The 21,114-nt window shown below is 74.3% G+C and carries 25 protein-coding genes; 13 read left to right on the top strand and 12 right to left on the bottom strand.

The window, feature by feature from the left end; genetic code table 11:
• Nucleotide 1: 1 nt before the first annotated feature.
• From AB0C21_RS34210 to AB0C21_RS34195, 4 genes are read right to left on the bottom strand one after another with little or no spacing between them, the layout of a single operon-like run.
• A complete protein-coding gene (locus AB0C21_RS34210) occupies nucleotides 2-2,110 on the bottom strand; it encodes a VWA domain-containing protein (RefSeq protein ID WP_500209866.1) in 2,109 nt (702 codons plus the stop codon).
• Nucleotides 2,107-2,682 (bottom strand): histidine phosphatase family protein, encoded by a 576-nt coding sequence (locus AB0C21_RS34205; protein ID WP_500209865.1) that lies wholly within the window; start codon nucleotides 2,680-2,682, stop codon nucleotides 2,107-2,109. Before AB0C21_RS34205 ends, AB0C21_RS34210 begins: the two co-directional genes overlap by 4 nt.
• On the bottom strand, nucleotides 2,663-3,400 hold the full coding sequence (locus AB0C21_RS34200; protein WP_500209863.1) for a CbtA family protein: 738 nt from the start codon (nucleotides 3,398-3,400) through the stop codon (nucleotides 2,663-2,665). The genes AB0C21_RS34205 and AB0C21_RS34200 overlap by 20 nt, the downstream gene beginning before the upstream one ends.
• A gap of 8 nt (nucleotides 3,401-3,408) precedes the next feature.
• Nucleotides 3,409-3,594 carry a CbtB domain-containing protein gene (locus tag AB0C21_RS34195; protein WP_149263190.1) on the bottom strand — a complete coding sequence of 62 codons (186 nt, stop codon included), beginning with the start codon at nucleotides 3,592-3,594 and terminating at the stop codon, nucleotides 3,409-3,411.
• 369 nt (nucleotides 3,595-3,963) lie between these two features.
• Here AB0C21_RS34195 and AB0C21_RS34190 point away from each other — a divergent pair, with 369 nt between their 5' ends.
• Nucleotides 3,964-4,884: a class I SAM-dependent methyltransferase gene (locus tag AB0C21_RS34190; protein ID WP_500209861.1), complete on the top strand. Its 921-nt coding sequence runs from the start codon at nucleotides 3,964-3,966 to the stop codon at nucleotides 4,882-4,884.
• 203 nt (nucleotides 4,885-5,087) lie between these two features.
• On the opposite strand, the gene AB0C21_RS34185 is transcribed toward AB0C21_RS34190, so the two are convergent.
• Nucleotides 5,088-5,876: an SAM-dependent methyltransferase gene (locus AB0C21_RS34185; RefSeq protein ID WP_500209923.1), complete on the bottom strand. Its 789-nt coding sequence runs from the start codon at nucleotides 5,874-5,876 to the stop codon at nucleotides 5,088-5,090.
• Nucleotides 5,877-6,005: 129 nt separating this feature from the next.
• Here AB0C21_RS34185 and AB0C21_RS34180 point away from each other — a divergent pair, with 129 nt between their 5' ends.
• Nucleotides 6,006-7,334 carry a cytochrome P450 gene (locus AB0C21_RS34180; protein ID WP_500209859.1) on the top strand — a complete coding sequence of 443 codons (1,329 nt, stop codon included), beginning with the start codon at nucleotides 6,006-6,008 and terminating at the stop codon, nucleotides 7,332-7,334.
• 25 nt (nucleotides 7,335-7,359) lie between these two features.
• A complete protein-coding gene (locus tag AB0C21_RS34175; protein ID WP_500209857.1) occupies nucleotides 7,360-7,899 on the top strand; it encodes a YciI family protein in 540 nt (179 codons plus the stop codon).
• An 85-nt stretch (nucleotides 7,900-7,984) separates the two neighbouring features.
• Here the strand turns inward: AB0C21_RS34175 and lexA are convergent, their stop codons facing one another.
• The 3 genes from lexA to AB0C21_RS34160 all read right to left on the bottom strand — a co-directional run bounded on the left by lexA (nucleotide 7,985) and on the right by AB0C21_RS34160 (nucleotide 9,861).
• Nucleotides 7,985-8,656, bottom strand: coding sequence for a transcriptional repressor LexA (lexA, locus tag AB0C21_RS34170; protein WP_500209921.1), 672 nt, complete (start codon nucleotides 8,654-8,656; stop codon nucleotides 7,985-7,987).
• Nucleotides 8,657-8,756: 100 nt separating this feature from the next.
• Nucleotides 8,757-9,425 carry a DJ-1/PfpI family protein gene (locus AB0C21_RS34165; RefSeq protein WP_149263202.1) on the bottom strand — a complete coding sequence of 223 codons (669 nt, stop codon included), beginning with the start codon at nucleotides 9,423-9,425 and terminating at the stop codon, nucleotides 8,757-8,759.
• Between the two features lie 10 nt (nucleotides 9,426-9,435).
• Nucleotides 9,436-9,861 (bottom strand): LPXTG cell wall anchor domain-containing protein, encoded by a 426-nt coding sequence (locus AB0C21_RS34160; RefSeq protein WP_500209856.1) that lies wholly within the window; start codon nucleotides 9,859-9,861, stop codon nucleotides 9,436-9,438.
• Between the two features lie 124 nt (nucleotides 9,862-9,985).
• Here AB0C21_RS34160 and AB0C21_RS34155 point away from each other — a divergent pair, with 124 nt between their 5' ends.
• Nucleotides 9,986-10,951, top strand: coding sequence for a GlxA family transcriptional regulator (locus AB0C21_RS34155; protein ID WP_500209855.1), 966 nt, complete (start codon nucleotides 9,986-9,988; stop codon nucleotides 10,949-10,951).
• Between the two features lies 1 nt (nucleotide 10,952).
• On the opposite strand, the gene AB0C21_RS34150 is transcribed toward AB0C21_RS34155, so the two are convergent.
• Complete coding sequence (locus AB0C21_RS34150; RefSeq protein ID WP_500209853.1) at nucleotides 10,953-11,963, bottom strand: DUF5937 family protein; 1,011 nt, start codon at nucleotides 11,961-11,963, stop codon at nucleotides 10,953-10,955.
• 70 nt (nucleotides 11,964-12,033) lie between these two features.
• Between AB0C21_RS34150 and AB0C21_RS34145 the strand changes: the two genes are divergently transcribed.
• The 4 genes from AB0C21_RS34145 (at nucleotide 12,034) to AB0C21_RS34130 (ending at nucleotide 14,739) form a co-directional block, all read left to right on the top strand.
• On the top strand, nucleotides 12,034-13,101 hold the full coding sequence (locus AB0C21_RS34145) for a questin oxidase family protein (protein ID WP_500209851.1): 1,068 nt from the start codon (nucleotides 12,034-12,036) through the stop codon (nucleotides 13,099-13,101).
• 98 nt (nucleotides 13,102-13,199) lie between these two features.
• Nucleotides 13,200-13,376, top strand: a complete 177-nt coding sequence (locus AB0C21_RS34140) for a hypothetical protein (protein WP_500209849.1) — start codon at nucleotides 13,200-13,202, stop codon at nucleotides 13,374-13,376.
• A gap of 200 nt (nucleotides 13,377-13,576) precedes the next feature.
• Nucleotides 13,577-13,789, top strand: a complete 213-nt coding sequence (locus AB0C21_RS34135; protein WP_500209847.1) for a hypothetical protein — start codon at nucleotides 13,577-13,579, stop codon at nucleotides 13,787-13,789.
• On the top strand, nucleotides 13,786-14,739 hold the full coding sequence (locus AB0C21_RS34130; protein WP_500209845.1) for a catechol 2,3-dioxygenase: 954 nt from the start codon (nucleotides 13,786-13,788) through the stop codon (nucleotides 14,737-14,739). Before AB0C21_RS34135 ends, AB0C21_RS34130 begins: the two co-directional genes overlap by 4 nt.
• Before the next feature lie 3 nt (nucleotides 14,740-14,742).
• Here AB0C21_RS34130 and AB0C21_RS34125 read toward each other — a convergent pair whose 3' ends face one another.
• Complete coding sequence (locus AB0C21_RS34125; protein WP_500209843.1) at nucleotides 14,743-15,126, bottom strand: hypothetical protein; 384 nt, start codon at nucleotides 15,124-15,126, stop codon at nucleotides 14,743-14,745.
• 183 nt (nucleotides 15,127-15,309) lie between these two features.
• Here AB0C21_RS34125 and AB0C21_RS34120 point away from each other — a divergent pair, with 183 nt between their 5' ends.
• Together AB0C21_RS34120 and AB0C21_RS34115 are read left to right on the top strand one after the other, a co-directional pair.
• The gene (locus AB0C21_RS34120) at nucleotides 15,310-15,939 is read left to right on the top strand and encodes a ClpP family protease (protein ID WP_149263206.1); all 630 of its coding nucleotides are present in this window, start codon (nucleotides 15,310-15,312) and stop codon (nucleotides 15,937-15,939) included.
• Nucleotides 15,936-16,538, top strand: a complete 603-nt coding sequence (locus tag AB0C21_RS34115; protein ID WP_149263207.1) for a ClpP family protease — start codon at nucleotides 15,936-15,938, stop codon at nucleotides 16,536-16,538. The genes AB0C21_RS34120 and AB0C21_RS34115 overlap by 4 nt, the downstream gene beginning before the upstream one ends.
• A gap of 9 nt (nucleotides 16,539-16,547) precedes the next feature.
• Here the strand turns inward: AB0C21_RS34115 and AB0C21_RS34110 are convergent, their stop codons facing one another.
• Nucleotides 16,548-16,949 (bottom strand): helix-turn-helix domain-containing protein, encoded by a 402-nt coding sequence (locus AB0C21_RS34110; RefSeq protein WP_500209840.1) that lies wholly within the window; start codon nucleotides 16,947-16,949, stop codon nucleotides 16,548-16,550.
• A gap of 114 nt (nucleotides 16,950-17,063) precedes the next feature.
• Here AB0C21_RS34110 and AB0C21_RS34105 point away from each other — a divergent pair, with 114 nt between their 5' ends.
• The 3 genes from AB0C21_RS34105 (at nucleotide 17,064) to AB0C21_RS34095 (ending at nucleotide 20,164) form a co-directional block, all read left to right on the top strand.
• A complete protein-coding gene (locus AB0C21_RS34105) occupies nucleotides 17,064-18,206 on the top strand; it encodes an NAD(P)/FAD-dependent oxidoreductase (protein ID WP_500209838.1) in 1,143 nt (380 codons plus the stop codon).
• Between the two features lie 92 nt (nucleotides 18,207-18,298).
• Nucleotides 18,299-19,006, top strand: a complete 708-nt coding sequence (locus AB0C21_RS34100; protein WP_500209836.1) for a TetR/AcrR family transcriptional regulator — start codon at nucleotides 18,299-18,301, stop codon at nucleotides 19,004-19,006.
• A gap of 177 nt (nucleotides 19,007-19,183) precedes the next feature.
• Entirely contained in the window at nucleotides 19,184-20,164 is a 981-nt protein-coding gene (locus AB0C21_RS34095; RefSeq protein ID WP_500209834.1) for an NAD(P)-dependent alcohol dehydrogenase, read from the top strand.
• Nucleotides 20,165-20,187: 23 nt separating this feature from the next.
• On the opposite strand, the gene AB0C21_RS34090 is transcribed toward AB0C21_RS34095, so the two are convergent.
• Nucleotides 20,188-21,060: an EamA family transporter gene (locus AB0C21_RS34090; protein ID WP_500209832.1), complete on the bottom strand. Its 873-nt coding sequence runs from the start codon at nucleotides 21,058-21,060 to the stop codon at nucleotides 20,188-20,190.
• Nucleotides 21,061-21,114 lie beyond the last annotated feature (54 nt).

The raw sequence follows: 21,114 nt of genomic DNA, 5'->3' as shown, positions 1-21,114 counted from the left end.
CTCAGGCCGCCTTTCCTGCGTCGCGCCCGCGGTGGGCGCGCACGATCCCGTCGAGGTCGCCGAGCGGGACGAGCCGCGCCCCGAGCCGGGCCGCGAGCCGTCCCGCCAGGCCGAGCCGGACCGGGCCGTCCTCGCAGTCCACGACGATCCCGGCCGTGCCCGCCAGCAGCCCGGCGGCCCGGTCCACGTCGCCGCCCGCGGTCGCGCGCCCGTCGGTGACGACCACGAGCAGCGGGCGCCGCGCCGGGTCGCGCAGCCGCTCGGCGCGCAGCACCTCGGCGGCGCGGGCGAGCCCGGCGGCGAGCGGCGTGCGGCCCCCGGTGGCCAGGGCCCGCAGCCGCGCCGCGCCCGCCTCGACCGACGACGTCGGGGGCAGGACGAGGTCGGCGGCGCGCCCCCGGAAGGTGATCAGGCCGACCTTGTCGCGGCGCTGGTAGGCGTCCAGCAGCAGGCTCAGCACGGCCGTCTTCACCGTCTCCATGCGGCGGCGCGCGGCCATCGAGCCGCTGGCGTCCACGACGAACAGCACCAGGTTGCCCTCGCGGCCCTCGCGGACCGCCTCCCGCAGGTCGTCCGGGCGCAGCACGAGGCCCGCGCCGGACCGGTCGCGCGCCCGCTGCCGCGGCGCGGCGGCCAGCAGCGTCGCCACCACGTGGGGGTCGCGGACCTTCGCCGCCGGACGGCGCGCCCCGGTGACCCGGCCCCGGGCCGTCCGCGACCGCGACCGCCGTCCCGCGGAGCCCTCGCCCACGCCCGGCACCTCCAGCAGCGGCACCGCGTGCGGCGCGGCGACCGCCGCGACCCGCTCGCCGCCCCCGCCGCCGGACCGCTCCTCCTGCGCCGTGCCCGCGTCCTCTGACGGGCCCTTGTTCCGCGACAGGCCCGCGTCATCTGGCGAGCCCGCGTCTTGTGACGGGCTCGCGTCCCGTGATGAGCCCGAGTTCCGCTCCCGGCTCGCGTTCTGCTCCTGGCCTGCGTCGTGCTCCCGGCTCGCGTCCTGCTCCGGCCCTGCGTTCTGCGAGGGGCCCTGCCCTCCGTTCCGCGGCGGGGACGGGGGCTCGCCGCCCCCTCCGCCGTCCGGGGGAGGGTCGTCGCGGGGGGAGGTGCTGTCGAGCAGCTCGTCGAGCAGCGACTCGTCCAGGCCCGGCGCGTCGAACGGGTCCCGCCGGCGGCGGTGCGGCAGCGACAGCCGGGCCGCCGCGCGCACGTCCTCGGCCGTCACCTCGTCGCGCCCCCGCCACGCGGCGTGCGCGAGCGCGGCGTTCGCCGTGACGAGGTCGGCGCGCAGACCGTCGACCTCGAAGCCCGCGCACACGGCCGCGATCTGCTCCAGCCGCTCGTCCGGCAGCCTGACCCCGGCGAGCCTCTCCCGCGCGGCCGCGATGCGCTCCGCCAGCTCGGCCTCGGCATCCTGCCAGCGCGCGGCGAACGCGGCGGGGTCGGCCTCGAACGCCAGCCGCCGCCGGACGACCTCGGCCCGCTCCCGCGGGTCCCGCGACGCCCGCACCTCGACCGTCAGCCCGAAGCGGTCGAGGAGCTGGGGGCGCAGCTCGCCCTCCTCGGGGTTCATCGTCCCGACCAGCAGGAACCGGGCCGCGTGCCGCACCGACACCGACTCGCGCTCCACGTAGCAGGTGCCGAGCGCGGCGGCGTCCAGCAGCAGGTCGACCAGGTGGTCGTGCAGCAGGTTCACCTCGTCCACGTACAGGACGCCGCGGTGCGCCGCCGCGAGCAGGCCCGGCTCGAACGCCTTGACGCCCTCGGTCAGGGCCCGCTCGACGTCCAGGGACCCGGCGAGCCGGTCCTCGGAGGCGCCCACCGGCAGCTCCACCAGCGCGGACGGCCGGCGCTCGGCCGGTCCGCCGGGCTCGTGCGGGCCGTCCGGGCACGACGGGTCGGGCGCTGCCGGGTCGCACGCGAACCGGCAGCCCGCCACCGTGTCCACCGCGGGGAGCTGCCCGGCGAGGGCCCGCACGATCGTCGACTTGGCCGTGCCCTTCTCACCGCGCACCAGCACACCCCCCACCCGCGGCGAGACGGCGTTGAGCAGCAGCGCCAGCTTCAGGTCGTCCAGCCCGACGACGGCGCTGAACGGATAGGCGACGTTCACACCTGGACCTTCCGGTTGACGTGGGCGACCCGCCAGCCGTTCCCGGCGGGGGTGAGCCTCGTGGTGGACAGCGGCGCGACGTCGAACCGGTCGGCCGCGAGGACGTCGACGCGCAGCGCGTGCGCGAGCGCTGCACGGATCACACCCGCGTCGCAGACCGCGATGCCGGACGGCCTGGTGCCGAGCCACGCCGCGACCCGCGCCGCGAGGGCGGACCGGCTCTCGCCGCCGTGGGGCGCGGCGTCCGGGTCCGCCAGCCAGGCGGCCAGCTCGTCCGGGGCGATGTCCGCGTAGCGGACGCCGGCCCAGGTGCCCGGGTCGGTCTCGGCGAGCGCCGCGACCGGGCGGGCGGCGAGGCCGAGCGCGGTGCAGGTCTCCCGGGCGGCGCGGGCGGGCGAGGTCCACGCGTCGCCGTCCGGGAGCGCGCCCGCCAGCGCCTCCGCCCTGGCCAGGCCGGCCGGGTCGGCGGCGTCGCCGGCGGGGAAGCGGGCCTGCCGCATCCCCGCCGACGTGGCGTGCCGGACGAGCAGCAGCCCGGTCAGGCCGGCCCGCTCATGCCGGAGCCGGGGCACGGGCGGCCCGGTCGCAGAACCACCCGAACAGGGTTCCGAAGGACGCCCAGAACACCAGCTGCGTCCCGAGCGAGGTGATGCGGAACTGCCACAGCAGCGTGGCCGGGAACCCGTCCGGCACCTCGTCCACGCTCGGGAGCAGCAGCGACGCCACCGCCACCGGGACGACGAACGCCAGCACGGCCGCGGGCCAGCGCGCCCACGGCCCGCCGCGCACGCTTCGCGCCGTCGTCACCGCGATCGCGGTCGACAGCAGCCCGACCCCGATCATCGCCAGGTACAGCACGGTCCTGGTGTTGATCGTCTCCGGATCGCCCACCGCGGGCGGGTTCGCCGGATACTTCAGGAACGGCACGACGATGACGGCGGCGAAGGCCGTCCCGGCGGCCGCGAGGGCGAGCCCGGCGTCCGAGCGCGGCCCCACGCGTCCCCGCAGGCCCGCGAAGACGAGCGCGAAGACGCCGCCCACCGCGAGCCCGTAGAGGCCCGTGGCGAGGAAGAGCCCGGCCTTCTGCGTGCCGCGGCCGACCTCCCCGCCGTGCTCGTGTGCTCCGTCGTGTTCGTGTGTCGAGGTCTCGTGCTCGTGGGTCGCGGCGGCCTTCTCCAGGGCGATCGCGTCGTCCACTCGCGGCTCGCCGACCGCGAAGGCGAAGACGCCCGCGACGAGACCGGCCAGCAGGCCCAGAAGCAGGCCCCTGACCAGCAGGGTGCGCACCATGCGGCGGCCTAGTGGCAGGGCACGCCGAGCAGGTGCCGCCCGTCGTGCATCAGCTCGTGGAGGTATCCGCCGGTCTGCGAGACGGCGCCGTTGTCCATGAGGACGAGGTAGCCGAGGAGCAGCAGCGCGGGCACCGCGAGCAGCCAGGGAACGAGGCGGGAGAGGGGGATGTGGGGAGCCGACAGCGTGCTCACGGAGCCTCCGTAGGGGATCTAGCGCGTCCCGGACAATGAGGTCGCGATCACCCGAGCGACCTGGCTCCCGGGATCGGCGTCCCGGATACAGTGGCGCGTCCGCACCGGCATCTCACCGGATTTCCCTCGGGCAACCGTGAATCAGCCGCACGCTACGGGCCGGGCGAGCGCCCTGTCAACAGCGCCCCCGCCGCCGGCGACCCCCGGCGGCCCGGGGCCGCCGGCGCCCCGCCACCGGAGGCCACCAGGCCGGACCGAGGGTGCCAAGTACCCGATATCCAGCTTTGTTGCCATGAAGAGCGACTCACCTATCATGGCGAATTCGTCTCGCGTCCCCTGCTCCCGAAACCCGACGTTGGAGCCCCGTACATGATCAGCCCAGAGACCGCGCCCCCCGCCTCCCCCTCCTCCCTCGACGACGTCAAGGGGTGGTTCCCCAAGCTCGACCAGCTCCTGTTCACCTGGCTCCTGGAACGCCAGGAGCGGCTCGGTGAGCGCGGGGACCTGGTGGAGCTCGGCTCCTACCTCGGCAAGAGCGCCATCCTGATGGGACGCCACCTGCGGGAGGGCGAGACCTTCACGGTGTGCGACCTGTTCGACACCGACGCGCCGGACGACTCCAACCAGGCGGAGATGCAGGGGTCGTACTCCACCCTGACCCGCCGGGCGTTCGAGTCGAACTACCGCGCCTTCCACGACCGCCTCCCCGAGATCGTCCAGGGCCCGACCTCGCTGATCCTGGACCACGTCCAGCCCGAGACCTGCCGGTTCGTGCACGTGGACGCGTCCCACCTGTACGAGCACGTCCGGGCCGACATCGAGGCGGCGCACGTGATGCTCCCCGCCGGGGGCTTGATCGTGTGCGACGACTACCGGTCCGAGCACACCCCCGGAGTGTCCGCGGCGGTGTGGGGCGCGGTGGCCGCCGGCGGGCTGCGCCCGATCTGCGTCACGACGCAGAAGTTCTACGGCACGTGGGGCGACGCCGACACCGTCCAGGACGACCTCCTCGACTGGCTGGGGACGCGGGAGGACGCCTGGCACGAGGTCCAGCAGGTCGCCGGACGGCGGCTCGTCCGCCTCAAGGGCAAGGGGGCGACGCGCCCCTACAACGAGGCGGGCCGGCTGAAGGAGCGGCTCGCGCAGGCGGAGAAGCGGCTCGCGCGTTCGGAGGAGAGGCTGGCCCGCGCCCAGAAGGAGCTGGAGGCCGTCCGCGGCTCGGTGAGCTTCAGGGTCGGCCGGGCGGCCACCGCCCTCCCTCGCGCCCTGCGCGGCGGCCGGAAGGCGTAGGCGTTCCATCGGCGCGCCGATGGAACGCTCCTCGGATCGGCGCGCCGATGCGATGCCCGCGGGCGCCTCGGCCTTACCCGCATACCGCGCCCCGCGCGTAAGGGGGCGCCGGGGGGCAGAGCGCCCTATCCCCCGAGGGGTCCTTAACCCATTTTGCCGGGCTTGTCCGAAAAGCGCGTCACAATGGCCTGCGGATCCGAGTTTCAGGGCTTTCGCCCCACCCCCGCGTAGCACCATTGGCGGTCCGCCGCCGGCGGCACGGTCGTGCCCGGATCGGGGCGCCACATCGACAGGGTGGTGAGGCCGGGCTCCACCAGCTCGAAACCGTCGAACAGCCGCGTGACGTCCGCGCGGCCGCGCAGGGTGATCTGGTACGTGGCCCGCTCGTACACCGCGCCCGCGTCCCGGACCCGCTTGTCGGCGTCGAAGTCGCCGGTCACGTGCGACACCGCCAGGTAGCTGCCGGGTGCGACCGCGTCGCGGAGCCGCGCCACGATCCCGGGCGGGTCGTCGCCGTCGCCGATGAAGTGCAGCACCGCCAGCATCAGCACCGCGACCGGCAGGTCGAAGTCGATGAGCCCGGTCACCTCGGGGTGGGCCAGGATCTCGCCCGGCCTGCGCGCGTCGCCCTGGATGACGGTCACCTGCGGCGTCCCGGCCAGCAGCGCCCGCCCGTGGACCAGCACGACCGGCTCCACGTCGACGTACACGACGCGGGCGTCGGGCGCGACCTGGTGGGCGATCTCGTGCACGTTGCCCTGGGTGGGCAGGCCGGAGCCGATGTCGATGAACTGGCGGATCCCCGACTCGGCGAGGAACCGCACCGCGCGCCGCAGGAACGCGCGGTTCTCGCGCGCCATGAACGGGGTGTCGGGGGCATGCCGGACGACCTCCTCCACGGCCTCCCGGTCGGCGGCGTAGTTGTCCTTCCCGCCCAGGAGGTAGTCGTACATTCGCGGAACGTTCGGCGTGTGCGGATCGACGGTGTCCAGCGTCCTCTCCCCGGCTTGCGGCGCCGCGACTTTCCACCCGGGAAATGTCGCGAAGTTACCCGTGACATGTAAGCATTGCGATCAACTCGGAAACAACCGAAACGACGATGCCAACGCGGGAGAGCGCGAATGCGAGTCGACGCCGGCACCCCTTCCCGGATCCCGGGACCGCCCGCCCGGGACGACGGGTCCGCCGCCATCGCGGCGGCCGGAGGGCTGCACGAGTACCAGTTGAGGCTGCACGCCGAGTACGGGCCGGTGGTGCGGTTCCCGCTGCCCGGCGCAGGCCTGGCGGTGTCGGTCGCCGACCCGGTGCTGCTGGAGGCCACCGCGAAGATCAACAAGCGGCCGGAGAAGCTGTTCGAGTTCCTGGCGCCGCTCCAGGAGTCGGGCAACCTGCAGACGATCCCGGCGGACGAGCACGGCCCCTGGCGGCGGGTGATGCTGTCGGTGCTGGCCGGGCGTCCCTCGCACGAGGCGCACTTCGCCCGCTTCACCGCGCTGGCCACCGAGCTGGCCGACCGCTGGCAGGCGAAGGACGGCCCGATCGCGCTCCAGCAGGACCTGAGCGAGCTGTCGCTGCGCATGATCTGCCAGTACGCGCTCGGCAGCGGCCTGGAGTCGCCGGACTCGGCCGCGCGGGTCGTGTCGGCGTTCGAGACCGTCCTCACCGAGTACATGGGCCCGGCCGGGGACGGGAAGGGGAGCCGCGCCCAGGAGGCCCTGGCCTACCTGCGCGCCACCGTCGACCAGGTGCTCACCGCGCACCGCGAGCGCGGCTCCGAGCCGGCCGGCCGGAGCGACCTCATCGCCGCCCTCGCCGAGGCGGGCGAGTCCCCGGCGCGGATCCGCGACACGGTCCTCATGACGATGCTCGCCGCCCACCACACCACCGGCGTCGCCATCTCCTGGACGCTGTACCTGCTGGGCCGGCACCCGGACGCCGCCGAGCGCGTCGTCGAGGAGCTGGACCGGGTGCTCGGCGACCGCTCCGTCCCCGAGTACGGCGACCTCAAGCAGCTCACCTACCTGGACATGGTCCTCCGCGAGACCATGCGGCTGTACCCGCCGGGACCGTACGGCGCGCGGGAGGCGACCGAGGACCTCGTGCTCGGCGAGTACACCGTCCCGGCCGGCACCACGATCTTCTACCCGTTCTGGGCCGTGCACACGAACACCGACTACTGGCCCGACCCGCAGACGTTCGACCCCGGCCGGTTCGCGCCGGAGGCGTCGGCCGGGCGCCCGCGCCTGGCCTACATCCCCTTCGGGATCGGCCCGCGCAGCTGCGAGGGCGCCGCGCTCGCGATGGTCGAGGCCCAACTCGTCCTGGCGGTCCTGCTCAAGCGCCTCGCGTTCCGGCCGGTGCCCGACCGGACGGTCACGCCCATCGAGCGCTTCGTCCTCTGGGCCGCCGAGGACATCCACATGACCGTCGTACCGCGCGAGCCCGCCTGATCCCGGCGGGTGGTAGAAAACCCGGATGGAGTTCTTCTGCTACCACCGTGACCGGCCCGGCTCGGACCGGCTTCGCGAAGTCCTGCTGGAGGAGCACTGGTCCTACATGGACCGGTTCGAGAAGGAGCTGATCGCCCGGGGCCCCACCTTCGAGGGCGACGTCCTCACCGGCAGCGTCCACATCGTCGACCTGCCGGATCCCGCCGCGGCCCGCGAGTTCGCCTTCGACGAGCCGTGCTACCAGGCCGGGGCGTACCGGGACGTCGTGATCCGCCGGTGGCGCAACACGCTGGGCCGCACGATGTGGGAGTTCTCCGGCGGCCGGACCGGCGGCGACCGCTTCCTCGTCATCGGCCTGGGGGAGGGGGAGGCCGCCGACCTGGAGGCGCCGCCGAACGACGACCTGATCGCCTTCGGCCCCCTGCTCTCCGACGACGGCTCCGCCTGGCTCGGCACGGCCGCCCTCCTGCGCGCCCCGGACGCGGACACGGCCCGCGCCGTCCTGACCGAGGACCGCTACGCCGCCATCGAGGTCCATGCCTGGGAGTTCGGCGGACGCCGCTGACACCCGCACCCCCCGACCGGCGCACTTCCGGGCGGCGGGGGATCGGAGAGGCCGGCCGCCGAGGACGGTCGGCGTCTCCGTGCGATCAGAGGTTGCGGAGGACCGAGACGACGATGCCGAGGACGGTCGCCTCGTCGCCGTCGATCACTTCGTAGGCGGGGTTGCGGGGTTCGAGCAGGACGTGGCCGTCGCGGCGCCGGTACACCTTCACGGTGGCCTCGCCGTCGATCATGGCGGCCACGATCTGCCCCGAGTGGGCCTCGGGCTGCCGGCGCACCACGACGATGTCGCCGTCGCAGATCGCGGCGTCGATCATCGAGTCGCCCCGCACGCGCAGGCCGAAGACGGTGCCGCGCCCCGTCAGCTCGCGGGGCAGCACCAGCGTGTCGTCGGCGTGCTCCTCGGCCGGGATGGGGACGCCGGCCGCGATGTCCCCGACGACGGGCACGGTCACCGGGCCGTCGGCGGACTCCCGCGCCGGACGGTCCGGCAGGAACATGCGCACGTCGATCGGCCGGGAGACCGCGGCGCCGCGCCGCAGGAACCCCTTGTCCTCCAGGCTCGCCAGATGGCGCGACACCGACGACGGCGACCGCAGGCCGACGGCGTCGCCGATCTGGCGCGTGCTCGGCGCGTACCCGTACCTGACCGCCCAGTCGCGGATCATCGCCAGGATCCGCTGCTGGCGCGGGGGCAGCGCGGAGGCGTCCAGGTCCCCGAACGGATCAAGATCACTGTAGGCGGTCACCCGTGGAATTGTAGGGCGCGGCGGCCCGGAGGGCGGCCGGGACGCGCCCCGGCGGCGCCCCCGCGGCCGTCGAGGCGGTCGCCTGCTCGCGGGTCGCCGCGCTCGCGGGTCAGCGCGCCCGCATCGCGTCCTCCAGCGCGGCCGCCTCGTACTCGGCGGCCAGCTCCACGACGTCCTCGGGAGCGCGCGCCGGGGAGCCGGCGTCGAACGGGGGCTGCGGGTCGTACTCCGTCCAGAGCTGCACGGCCTGGGCGGTCCGCGTGTCGGTGAGGAGCTCGACGAGGCGCAGCGCCATGTCGATCCCGCTGGAGACGCCCGCGGCGGTCACGATGCGGGCGTCCTCGTCGACCACGACGCGCTCCGGCGTCGGGTCGGCCCCGAAGAGGGGAAGCTTGTCCAGGTGCCGGTAGTGGGTGGTCGCGCGCAGCCCCTTGATGAGGCCCGCGGCGCCGAGGATGAGCGACCCGGAGCACACCGAGGCCGTCCAGCGGGTGGTGGCGTGGACGTCGCGCAGCCAGTCCGGGAGCGCCCCTTCCAGGACGTGGACGGTGCCGGGGCCGCCGGGGACGACCACCACGTCCGGGCGCGGCGCCTCGTCGAGGCCGACGGCGGTCATCTGGAGGGTGCGGCAGTCGTCGCGCACGGGGCCCGCCTGCTCGGCGGCGAACACCACGCGCACGCCGGGCGTGAGCGCCAGCATCTGGTACGGGCCGACGACGTCCAGCGCGGTGAAGCGGTCGTACAGCGGGATGACGACCGTGGTCTCGGGTGCGGTCATGGCGGCGGCCTCAGTGGTGGTACTCGCGCCGGCGCCGGAGCAGCACGGCGAGCATCGCGACCATCATCAGGACGTGCGCGGCCGTCATGAACGCCATTCCGCTCATGACGTCGGCCCAGACGAGCGGGACCAGCAGCGCCGGAACGTACATCGCGGCGCACATCTCCAGGGTGCAGCCCCAGCCGTGGCGGCGCAGGCGCATCCAGGCGGCCATGCCGACCGCCATGTCGGTGGCCATGAGCAGGTAGTGGGCGCCCGGATGCGCGTCGAACCCGACGGTCAGCCCGAGGGCCGCGCGGAGCGCGCCGAGGACGATCATCCCGGCGAACATCGCGAGCACCATCTCGACGTAGTGCAGGGTGAGCCGCCGCCATGAGGCGCGCGGGCGGGCGGTGGCCCGTGAATCGGAGTCCAGGGTGTGGGACGAGGTAGCCATGGCATCACTCTCGGCGCGCCGGGTGGGCTCCCGCCAGCTCCGGACGCGGGGAGGTCCGAAAACTTGGGGTAGCGGTCTATCGGACATAGGTGATAGGGGCGCCGACGGGCAATACCGTGGCAGTATGCACGAAATGCGCCGCGTCCTCGTGGTGGGCTACCCGGCGGCCGAACTGCTGGACATCGCCTGCGTCGTCTCGGCGCTCCAGGTGGCCAACTTCCTGAACCGCATGGGCGTCTACGACGTCTCGCTCGCCTCACCGGGCGGCCGGCCGATCCACACCGGGACGGGCCTGACCCTCCAGGCGCAGTGCTCGCTGGAGCGGGTCACCGGGCCGCTCGACACGCTGGTGGTGTCCGGGGGCATCGGCTATGTCGACGCGATGGAGGACGGGCGGCTGGTCGCGCACGTGCGCAGGCTCGGCCTGGAGTCCCGCCGCGTGGCGTCGGTGTGCACCGGCGCCGGGGTGCTCGCCGCCGCCGGACTCCTGGACGGGCGCCGCGCGTCGACGCACTGGGAGCACGCCGACTACCTGGCGGGCCGGTTCCCGGCCGTCGAGTTCGACAGCGGACCGATCTTCCTGACCGACGGGCGGGTCTGCACGTCCGCCGGAGTGACCGCCGCCCTGGACCTCACGCTGTCGTTCATCGAGGCGGACGTGAGTCCGGACCTGGCCCGGAACGTGTCGCGGCAACTCGTGACCTACCTGCAGCGGCCCGGCAACCAGGCGCAGATGAGCATGTTCACGGCGCCCTCGGCGCGCCACTCCCTCGTCCAGGACGCCGTCGCGCACATCGCCGGGAACCCGGCGGCGGACCTGTCGACGGCGGCGCTGGCCGCCCGCGCGGGCGTCAGCCAGCGCCATCTGTCCCGCCTGTTCATGGCCGAGCTCGGCATGAGCCCGGGGCGGTTCGTGCGCCGGGCGCGCGGCGAGGCCGCCGCTCACCTGCTGACCGGCACGGCGCTGACCGTGGAGACGATCGCCGCCCGCTGCGGGTTCGGCAGCGAGGAGGCGCTCCGCCAGGCGTTCCGCGGCCTCTACGGCGTCTCGCCCTCCCACTACCGCGCCACGCAGAGCAGCTCCCGCTGAGTCAGCGGCCCGCCAGGAGCCGGTCGCCCAGCTCCGTCCTGGAGTACAGGACGCGCCGCCCGTCGCGCCGAGCCGCGAGCAGGCCCGCCGCCCGCAGAGCCTGGAGGTGCGCGTTGACCGAGGGCGCCGACAGGGCGAGCTGCGCGGCGGCCTGGGCGGTCGACATGGGGAGGTCCAGCTGCGCCAGGAGGGCCGCGCGGGTCCGCCCGAGCACCTCGGCGAGCGCCGCGGCGGCGGGGGTGGGGTGCCGGGCCCAGAGCCTGCCGACGCCGCGGGGCGCGTAGGACACGGTCGGGACGTTCGGCCGCGCGGTGAGGACGATGACGTCCGGCCAGGCGAACGCGCACGGCACCAGGACCAGGCCGCGGCCGCCGAGATCGGCGTGCCCCTCGTAGTCCTTGACGACCCGGACGACGCCGTCCGCGAACCCGACCGACGGGTGCAGGTCGCGCATCATCTTCTGGACGCCGCCGCCGGCGAGGGCCTGGAGCCGGTGGGCGACGTCGTCCTGGAGCACCGCCTCGATCCGTGCCCACTCCGGCGCGACCGCCACCCGGTGGTAGGCCGCGAGCGCGTCGGCGACCCGCGCGATTCCGGCGTCGGGCCGGTCGACGAGCGACTGGAGCAGCGCCCTGCGCCGCTCCCGCCCCTCGCCGCGCTGCGCGGCGCGGTGGCGGGCGAGGTGCGCGAGCTCGCGGGCCACCGTCCCGGGGTCGGCCGCGGCGACCTGCGCGAGGGCGTCCTCGAACGGAACGGTCCGCCGGGGCGGCGAGGGGACCAGGAAGTCGGGGATGTAGCCGGCGGGCCGCACCAGCGCCGTGAGCAGCTCCATCACGTGCGGCGGGAGCCGCTCGTGAACCCGGGCGCGGACACGGTCGCACCACGCGCGGTGCAGGTGCCATCCGTCGCGCGCGGCCTGGAGGGTGCGCACGCTGGCGACGCACTCCCACAGCGGCGACGACGCGAACCGGACGCGGCCCAGGTCGGCCGCCGTGACATGCGGGTGGATCACCGACCGCCCCTTCGATTAGGGCAGAGCCTAATCGTCGCCCCGGTCCCGGCGGCGGGCGGACACTGCCCGCATGACCACAGCGCATGACCGTCTGCTCGAGTCCTACCAGCGCCTTCACGCCTACGGCCCGGAGTTCGGCGGCGACGAGGAGGGCGACCACGGGATGACCAACCACGGGCCGATGGCGGTCGAGGTCATCGTGCGGCGCGGCCTGGACGTCGACGTCGACCGCTGGCTCGACCGCTACGTGCGGCGCCTCGCGGAGCCGCCCTCGTCCGGCGCGGAGATCTCCCGGCGCGACTGGCGCGCGGCGCTCGGGTCCGCCCGGCGCCTGCCCGCCTGGACGCGCTTCTTCCGCACCGAGCTGCGCGAGCGGCCGTGGACGGACGTGCTCACCGAGTGGTGGCCGCGCCTGCTCCCCGGCATCGTGGCGGGCTCGACCCACGGCGTCATCCGGGTCGGGCACGCCGTACGGGCCCTGCGCGACGCCTCCGGCGCCCCGCCCGCGCCGGAGCTGGTCGAGGAGCTCGCGCACGGGCTCGCCTTCTGGGCCGCGCGGTACCGCGAGCTGCCGGGAATCGTCCCGCCCGGGGGAGTGCTCGCACCGGCCGACGCCCTCCGCGGCGTCGCGCGCCTGGCGGACCAGAGCGGATACATCGCGCACCGCCTGGACCGGCTCGCCGGGACGTCCGGCTGGCCGGCGAGCGTCCGCCGGCTGCGCGGCCCGGCGTCGGCCGAGGAGGTGCCCGAGCGCCTCGAATCCCTCGTCGGCGCGGCGGTCTCGGCGTACCTCGGCCTCGGCCGCGCCGCGCCCGTCCTGCTGGTGCACGCCGCCACGGCCCCGAACGCCGTCCGGCACATCCTGCCGGTGCTGCCGGCGCGGCTGTGGACGGGCGGCTTCACGGCCGCGTGGGCGGCGGCCGCCGCGATCGTCGCGACCTACGCCCCCGCCGATCCGGCCCCGCATCGGGAACCCGCCGGGCTCACCCCCGCCGCAGCGCTGGAACGCGCGGCGGACCACGGCGACGAGCACGTCCTGAAGTTCACCGACACCGCCGTCGAAGCCTTCGACCGGACCGGCGACCCGGCCCACCTCGCAGCCGCCGCCCACGCCCGCACACTGATCCCGAGCCCCTAGCGGATCGCCCCCGGTAGGCGACCACCAGGGAAATGTTTAGACCGGAGGCGGTGCGGTAGAGCGGACCGATCACTTCGGTCGCCGCGGGGAGACGAGCCATGCCACTTCCAGAACAGCCGCAAGGCGACCAGGCGAGCGCGCCCGAGAACCAGCTGCCCGGCGACGAGGCGGACGGCGCCCCGCCCCGCATCGCCACCGGCTACACCTCCTTCAGCGCGACGACGGCCAGCACCCCGGCAGCCTCCTCCCCGCTCACCGCGTCCACGCCTTCCTGAGTCCCGGCCGAGCGTGTCGCGGGCCGAGCATCTCGCCATCATCGACGCGGCATGCGCGCACGCGCCCGACGCGACCGAGCGGGCGGCGTGCCGGCACCTCGTCAGCGTCACCAGCGCGCTCAAGGCGGACCCAGGGTTTCAACGCCAATATCGGACGCAAGATTGTTGACAATCTGGGGGACCGCGATGCACGATTCGGTGTGGATTCGGGCGCGACCGCGTCGGCCGCCGGCGCCGCCGGCCACGACATGGCGAGCCTCCCCGGACCCGGCGCGCCGATGAGCGTCGAGCACCTTACCGGGCGGCTGGAGGTCGAGGTGGAGCTCGACGGCACGTCCCCGCGCCGGTCGAGCATCGTCCGCACCGCCCGCAAGCTCTTCGACGGCATCGTCTTCCCCCGGAGTTCCCCATGAGCATCGAGCACGAGATCGCGCACGTCGCGCACGTCGAGCTGCTGACCCCCGAACCGGAGCGGAGCCTGTGGTTCTTCACCCGCGTGATGGGCCTCACCGAGGTCGGCGCCGAGGGCGACTCGGTGTACCTGCGCACCTGGGACGACTACGAGCACCACACACTCAAGCTGACCGCGCACAGCACGTCCGGCATCCGCCGCACCGGGCTGCGCGCCTCCTCCCAGGAGGCCCTGGACCGGCGCGTCGAGGCGATCGAGGCGGCCGGGCTCGGCATCGGCTGGCGGGACGGCGACCCCGGCCTAGGCCCCACCTACGTGTTCCGCGACCCGGACGGCCACGAGCTGGAGATCTACTGGGAGTCGCAGTGGTACGAGGCGCCGCCGGAGCTGGCGCCGGCGCTGAAGAACCAGGCGCAGGCCTACCCGGCGCTCGGCGTCTGCGTCCGCCGCCTCGACCACGTCAACTTCCTGGCCGCCGAGGTGGAGCCGAGCACCGGGTTCGTCCGCGACGTGCTCGGCGGGCACCCCACCGAGCAGATCCGGCTGGACGACGGCACCATCGGCGCGCGGTGGCTGACCTTCACCAACAAGTCCTACGACCTGGTCTACACGCGCGACTGGACGGGCACCCGCGGCCGCCTGCACCACATCGCGTTCGCCACCGACACCCGCGAGGACATCCTGCGGGCCGCCGACATCTTCCTCGACAACGGCGTCTTCATCGAGACCGGGCCGCACAAGCACGCCATCCAGCAGACGTTCTTCCTCTACGTCTACGAGCCGGGCGGCAACCGGATCGAGCTGTGCAACCCGTGCGCCCGCCTCATCCTGGCCCCGGACTGGAAGACCGTCACCTGGACCGAGGCCGAACGCGCCAAGGGCCAGGCGTGGGGACTGAAGACCATCGAGTCCTTCCACACCCACGGCACACCGCCCGTGGACGTCGCCTGACGCTCACTCCTCGCTCGCCGTCCTGTCTCCGGCGGTGCCGCTCGCGCCCGTCCCGAGGTGCCGGACCCGCCGCTCGACGTCCCTGCGCGCACCGCCGGTGTCGGGCGCCGGGTCCGTCCCGAGCGTTCCGGCGGCCTCGCTCGCGCCCGTGCCCACGCCCTGGACGCGCCGCCGCACGTCCGCCCGGGCCTCGGCGCCCTCGGACTCCGGCGCCCGGTCTCCGAGGTCGCCGTGCCCGCCCGTCCCGAGGTGGTGGACGCGCTCGCGGACGTCGGTCTCGGCCTCGCCGGCGCCCGGGCCGGCCTCCGTCTCCAGCGTCCCGGGCCTGTCGCTCGCGCCGGTGCCGACGCGCGTGACGCGCCGCTCGACGTCCCTTTCGGCGTCCATGCCGCTGCTCTCCTCGCGCAAAGCTCCCCCCGAGTCCGTCTCGGCCCCACGTCCGGAATCCTGCTGATACCCGCTCTGACCAGGGAACATGCCCTCGTGCCCGCGGGGCGCGCTGCTCTGAGCGGATCCGCCGAGGGCAGATCAGGCTGTGACCGGTCCGCGGGCGGGCGCAGAGTGAGGGGCATGAGCGAGGAACAGTCAATCCCGTTGTTCAACGAACGCGTGCGGAGCGAGCTCTACCAGCAGCGCGTCCTCGTGCTCGACGGCCCGCTGGACGACGACAACGGCACGCTGCTGGCGACGCAGCTGATGACCCTGGCGAGGGAGGACTCCTCGACCGACATCGCGCTGTGGATCCATTCGCCCGGCGGGTCGGTGCCGTCGATGCTGGCGATCCGCGACGTCATGCGGCTCATCCCGTGCGACGTGTCCACGCTGGTGCTCGGCATCGCCTACAGCGCCGGCCAGTTCCTGCTGTCGTCCGGCACGCCCGGAAAGCGCCGCGCGATGCCGCACGCCCGCGTGCTGATGCACCAGGGCTCCGCCGGGATCGCGGGCGCCGCCGTCGACATCGAACTGCAGGCCAACGACCTGCGCCACACCCGGGACACGGTGCTCGGCCTCATCGCCGAGGACACCGGCCAGCCCATCGAGCGCGTCTTCGAGGACTCGCTGCACGACCGCTGGTACACCGCGCAGGAGGCGCTCGACTACGGGTTCATCGACGCGATCGTCAGCACGTTCGACGAGGTCATGCCCACCCGCCGCCGACCCGTCGGGCTCGGCGCACCGTCCGGAGGAGACGCGCGATGAGCACCTACACGATCCCGAACGTCATCGCGCAGCACCCCCGCGGTGAACGGATCATGGACGTCTACTCGCACCTGCTGACCGAACGGATCATCTACCTCGGCACCGCCATCGACGCGGGCGTGGCGAACGCCCTCGTCGCGCAGCTGCTGTACCTGGAGTCCGACAACCCCGAGCGCGACATCCAGCTGTACATCAACTGCGAGGGCGGAGACCCGAGCGCGATGCTCGCCGTGTACGACACGCTGCGCTACATCCGCGCGCCCGTGGCGACGACGTGCGTGGGCCAGGCGGTCGCCGTCGGCGCCGTGCTCCTGGCCGCCGGCGACCCCGGCAAGCGCGCGGCCCTGCCCCACACCAGGGTCGTCCTGCACCAGCCGATCGGGCAGGGCCGCGGGGCGATCCCGGACCTCATCCTCCAGGCCGACGAGGTCGTCCGCGTCCGCGCGGACATCGAGGGCATCCTCGCCCGGCACACCGGGCAGGACGTCGCGACCCTGCGCGCCGACACCGACCGGGACCGCGTCTTCACCGCGAACGCGGCGCTGGAGTACGGCCTCATCGACCACGTCCTGGAGGAGCGGCAGCCGATGCCCGCGTAGCGGGACCGGCTACGCGGCGAGGGCGTACGCCGCCTGGCAGGTCGGGCCGGCCGGAGCCGCTCCGGCCGGCACGGCCAGCAGGCCCGTCGCGATCGCCAGCGTCAGATCGCCGAGCGTCATGTCGAGGGCGCCGGCGACGGCGGCGATCATCTCGCTCGACGGCTCCTTCACGCCGCGCTCGATCTCGGAGAGGTACTGGGGTGAGACCCCCGCCCGGCGGGCGGTCTCCACGAGGATCTCGCCGCGTTCGAGCCGTGCGCGCCGCAGGCACTGGCCGAGCGCGTCGCGCCACAGCGGCTCGGCCGGCGGGCGCGCCGCGGCGGGCCGGTGCGGCGCATGCCCGTGCGGCGCATGCTCGTGCGGCTTCTCGATGTCGTCGGCGGGCGTGAGCGGTCGCGCGGTCTCGGCCATGCGCACATCGTAGATCGGCCTCCCCGCGGGGCCCCAGCGATTCCGCCGACCGCAGAACGGGGCCGGGGACGAAGGGCCCTCGCCACCTCGGGGAGCGGATGTCATTCTGAGGGCATGCGCGTACTGGTCGTGGGTGCAGGGATCGTCGGGGCCGCCCTGGCGGACCGGCTCACCCGTCCGGCGGCCGGAGGCCCCGCGCTCCGGCGGCACGAGGTCACGGTGGTCGAGGGGGAGGAGCCCGGCGCCGGGACGTCCGGCACGAGCTACGCCTGGATCAACGCCAACGACCCCTCCGACCCGTCCTACCACCGGTTCCGGACCGCGGCGATGTCCGCGTGGCGCGACCTGGCGGCGGAGTTCGGCGACCCGGCCTGGTACCGGCCGTCGGGCAACATCACGTGGGCGACCACCGACGACGCCAAGGAGCGGCTGGCCGACCGGGTCGCCCGCCTCACCGCCCTCGGCTACGCCGCCGACCTGATCGGCCCCGGCCAGGTGCGCGAACTGGAACCGCACATCCGCGTGCCAGGGGACGCGCTCGTCGTGCACTACCCCGACGAGGGCCACGTGCACGGAGGCCCCGCCGCGCGGGCGCTGGCCGGCCGCGCCCGGGAATCGGGCGCCGCCCTCGTGACGGGCCACCGTGCGATGCGCCTCACCACCGACGGCGACCGCGTGACCGGCGTGCGGCTGGACGACGGCCGCGCCCTGGACGCCGACCTCACGATCTGCGCCGCGGGCTGGCGCAGCCCCAAACTCCTGGCCACGGCCGGGGTCACCCTTCCGCTGGTGGATCCGTCCGAGCCGGGCTCGGCGGCCCCGTGCCTCGTCGCCATCACGTCCGCGTCGCAGACCGTCGTCAACGGCCTCGTCCACGCCCCCGGCCTGTCCGTCAGGCAGTCCGAGGCCGGGGGACTGAACCTGGAGGCCGACGACCTGGACGCCGGCGTGGACGAGTCCGCCTCCCCGGAACTGATCCGGGCGGTGGGCGGCGAACTGCACGCCCGCGCCCGCGCGCTCATCCCGCACCTGAACGCGGAGGTCGCCGAAGTGCGAAGGTGCGTCCGCCCCCTGCCGGTGGACGGCTACCCCCTCGTCGGTCTCCAGGCCCCCGGCCTGTACACGGTCGTCACCCACAGCGGCATCACCCTCGCCCCCCACCTGGCCGCCCTGGTCACCCAGGAGATCAACGGCACCCCGCCCCCGCCACTCGCCCCGTACCGCCCGGATCGCGCGAACCCCCTCCCGCGCCCTTAGGCGAACCGGGCGATCAGGCTTTCCTCGCCCAGCGCGGGAAGGTCTCCGGGAGACTTACCGTGTACGGGTAGAGTGCGTCGGGAGGAAGATCGATGACTCCACGGACCGACGCCGACGAGGTGGCCGAGCGGCCGCGCATCCCGCTGAGCCGCAGGCGGGTGCTGCGCGCGGCCGCCGGCCTCGCCGACCGCGACGGGCTCGACTCGCTCACGATGCGCCGGCTCGCGCAGGAGGTCGGGGTCGAGGCGATGTCGCTGTACCACCACGTCGCCAACAAGGAGGCCGTCTTCGACGGTCTCGTCGAGGTGGTCCTGGACGAGATCACGGCGGCGGTGGAGGAGGCCGACGCCCCGCCCCCCGAGCGGGACTGGCGGGCGGCCCTGCGCGCGCGGATCCTCGCCGCCCGGGAGGTTCTCCTCCGTCACCGTTGGGCACCGCAACTGCTCGCCACCCGCCCCACCATGAGCCCCGCCGTCATCGCCTACTACGACCGCGTCGTGGGCCTTCTCCGGGCGGGCGGCTTCTCCTTCGACCTGGCGCACCGCGCGCTGCACGTCCTGGGCAGCCGGGCCCTCGGGTTCGCCCAGGAGCTGTTCCAGCCCGGCGACGCACCGGCCGACGACGCCGCGGCGATGGAGCAGATGGCCGACCGGTTCCCGAACCTCGCGGGGATGCTCGCGGACGCCGTCCACGACGACCCGGACGGCACCCTGGGCTTCTGCGACGACCAGTTCGAGTTCGAGTTCGCCCTCGACCTGATCCTCGAAGGGCTGGAGCGGCGCCGCGCCGCCGCGTCGTGACCCTCTCCGGCCGCACCTGAGCGCGCCGTCCGTCGTCTCCGAGCGATATCCGCTTCCTCCCTCTTGACCGCCTTACGGCGTACGATTACCTTACGACGTATGACAACCTTACGGCGTATGCCAACGGATCGGTCCCACGCCCATCCCGGTGAGCACGCCCAGCGGAAGGAAGCCGCCATGAAGGCCTGGACCTGGGACCGCTACGGCCCGCCGGACGCGCTGGCCCTCAAGGACGTCGGGGAACCCGACATCGGCCCGGACGAGGTGCTCGTCAGGATGCGGGCGGCGTCCGTCAACCCCTACGACTGGCGCCACCTGCGGGCCGACCCGAAGCTGGTGCGGCTCACCTACGGCCTGCGGAGGCCGAGGCCCGGCCTGGTACTCGGCGCCGACCTCGCCGGCGTCGTGGAACGGACGGGCGGCGCCGTGACCGGGCTGCGTCCCGGCGACGAGGTCTTCGGGGAGGTCCGCCTGGGCTCGTTCGCCGAGGCCGTCGCCGTCCCGCAGGACCGGCTGGCCGTCAAGCCCGCCCGCCTCACCTTCGAGCAGGCGGCGTCGGTGTCGATGGCCGGGCACACCGCGCTGCAAGGGCTGCGGGACACGGGCCGGATCTCCGCCGGGCAGCGGGTCCTCGTCCACGGGGCCTCGGGCGGCGTCGGCACGTTCGCCGTCCAGCTCGCCAAGGCGTTCGGGGCCGAGGTCACCGGTGTGTGCAGCACCCGCAATCTCGAACTGGTCCGCTCCCTGGGCGCGGACCATGTCGTTGACTACACCCGGGAGGACTTCACCGAACAGAAGGGGCGCTACGACCTGCTCCTGGACATCGTCGGCGACCGGTCGCTGGCCCGGCTGCGGCGCTGCCTGACCCCCCGCGGGACCCTCGTGATCGTCGGCGGGATCGCCTCGCCCCGCGGCGGGCTGCTCGGACCCGCGGGGCAGATCGTCCGCGGCGCCCTGGCCTCCCCTTTCGTCAGCCAGCGCATCGCCAACGTCGGGTGGAAGCCCAACTCCACGGACCTGCGGTTCCTGGCGGAGCTGATGGAGAAGGAACGGGTCACCCCCGTCATCGACCGGACCTACCCGTTCACCGAACTCCCCGAGGCCCTCCGCCACGTCGAGCGCGGCCACACCCGGGGCAAGGTCGCCGTCACCTTCTAGACGGCGGTCGAGCCCCGGCGGAGTCAGGCCATCGCGATGGCGGCGATCCCGGCCAGCACCACGACCGAACCCGCCAGCCGCCGGACGGCGTGCGCCTCGCCCAGGACCCGCCACGCGGCCAGCCCGCCGAGCACGATGCTCAGCTCGCGGGCCGGGGCGACCAGGCTGACCGGCGCCATCCGGAGCGCGAAGAGCACGAGCAGGTACGCCACCGGCGACAGCAGGCCGATGGTCAGCGCCTCGCGGCGGTGGTCGCGCCACAGCCGGGCGACCCGCGTCCGGTTCCGCAGGGCGTGCGGCGCGAGGAGCAGGCTCTGGACGAGGGTGCCGGCGCCGAAGTAGACCAGCGGCGGGACGCCGAGCCCGGTGACCGAGTGGGCGTCCCACAGCGTGTAGCCCGCGATCACGACCCCCGTCAGCACGCCGTAGAAGACGCCCGCGCGGCGCCGCGCGGGCGAGGCGCCGTCCGCCGCCGGTCCGCCGCTGCTGACGACCAGGACACCGGCGATCACCAGGAGCGCGCCGGCCAGCCCCGCCGCGCCGGGGTCCTCGCCGAGGAAGAGGACCGCCGCCAGCACCGACAGCAGCGGCCCCGTCCCCCTGGCCAGGGGGTAGACCACCGACAGGTCGCCGACCGCGTACCCGCGCTGGAGCACGATTCCGTACGCCACGTGCAGGAGCGCGGTCCCCAGCGCCGCGAGGAGCCACGTCCATTCAGGACGCTGGGGGGAGAGGACCAGGAAGACCGCCGCAGCCGGGGCGAAAACGACGGCCCCAACGGTGTAGTAGAGGAAGACGAACGGCGCTCCGCCGTCCCCGACCCGCTTGGCGGAGAAGTTCCAGAACGCGTGCACGACGGCGGCGGCGAGGACGAGCGAGAGGGCCAAGCCGTTCACGAGGAGGCCTTTCTCCGAGCCACGCGATCGCGGCCCATTCCCGCGGATCACCTC

This window comes from Spirillospora sp. NPDC049024, from assembly GCF_040649235.1.
Lineage (GTDB): Bacteria > Actinomycetota > Actinomycetes > Streptosporangiales > Streptosporangiaceae > Spirillospora.
This window is presented reverse-complemented; position numbering and strand designations above follow the sequence as displayed.

What these genes read in the sequence shown, in the direction of transcription:
- AB0C21_RS34200 (WP_500209863.1), bottom strand. Translation starts at nt 3,400, where the DNA reads ATGGTGCGCACCCTGCTGGTCAGGGGCCTGCTTCTGGGCCTGCTGGCC.
- AB0C21_RS34190 (WP_500209861.1), top strand. Translation starts at nt 3,964, where the DNA reads ATGATCAGCCCAGAGACCGCGCCCCCCGCCTCCCCCTCCTCCCTCGAC.
- AB0C21_RS34180 (WP_500209859.1), top strand. Translation starts at nt 6,006, where the DNA reads ATGCGAGTCGACGCCGGCACCCCTTCCCGGATCCCGGGACCGCCCGCC.
- AB0C21_RS34175 (WP_500209857.1), top strand. Translation starts at nt 7,360, where the DNA reads ATGGAGTTCTTCTGCTACCACCGTGACCGGCCCGGCTCGGACCGGCTT.
- AB0C21_RS34165 (WP_149263202.1), bottom strand. Translation starts at nt 9,425, where the DNA reads ATGACCGCACCCGAGACCACGGTCGTCATCCCGCTGTACGACCGCTTC.
- AB0C21_RS34160 (WP_500209856.1), bottom strand. Translation starts at nt 9,861, where the DNA reads ATGGCTACCTCGTCCCACACCCTGGACTCCGATTCACGGGCCACCGCC.
- AB0C21_RS34155 (WP_500209855.1), top strand. Translation starts at nt 9,986, where the DNA reads ATGCACGAAATGCGCCGCGTCCTCGTGGTGGGCTACCCGGCGGCCGAA.
- AB0C21_RS34145 (WP_500209851.1), top strand. Translation starts at nt 12,034, where the DNA reads ATGACCACAGCGCATGACCGTCTGCTCGAGTCCTACCAGCGCCTTCAC.
- AB0C21_RS34140 (WP_500209849.1), top strand. Translation starts at nt 13,200, where the DNA reads ATGCCACTTCCAGAACAGCCGCAAGGCGACCAGGCGAGCGCGCCCGAG.
- AB0C21_RS34130 (WP_500209845.1), top strand. Translation starts at nt 13,786, where the DNA reads ATGAGCATCGAGCACGAGATCGCGCACGTCGCGCACGTCGAGCTGCTG.
- AB0C21_RS34125 (WP_500209843.1), bottom strand. Translation starts at nt 15,126, where the DNA reads ATGGACGCCGAAAGGGACGTCGAGCGGCGCGTCACGCGCGTCGGCACC.
- AB0C21_RS34120 (WP_149263206.1), top strand. Translation starts at nt 15,310, where the DNA reads ATGAGCGAGGAACAGTCAATCCCGTTGTTCAACGAACGCGTGCGGAGC.
- AB0C21_RS34115 (WP_149263207.1), top strand. Translation starts at nt 15,936, where the DNA reads ATGAGCACCTACACGATCCCGAACGTCATCGCGCAGCACCCCCGCGGT.
- AB0C21_RS34110 (WP_500209840.1), bottom strand. Translation starts at nt 16,949, where the DNA reads ATGGCCGAGACCGCGCGACCGCTCACGCCCGCCGACGACATCGAGAAG.
- AB0C21_RS34105 (WP_500209838.1), top strand. Translation starts at nt 17,064, where the DNA reads ATGCGCGTACTGGTCGTGGGTGCAGGGATCGTCGGGGCCGCCCTGGCG.
- AB0C21_RS34100 (WP_500209836.1), top strand. Translation starts at nt 18,299, where the DNA reads ATGACTCCACGGACCGACGCCGACGAGGTGGCCGAGCGGCCGCGCATC.
- AB0C21_RS34095 (WP_500209834.1), top strand. Translation starts at nt 19,184, where the DNA reads ATGAAGGCCTGGACCTGGGACCGCTACGGCCCGCCGGACGCGCTGGCC.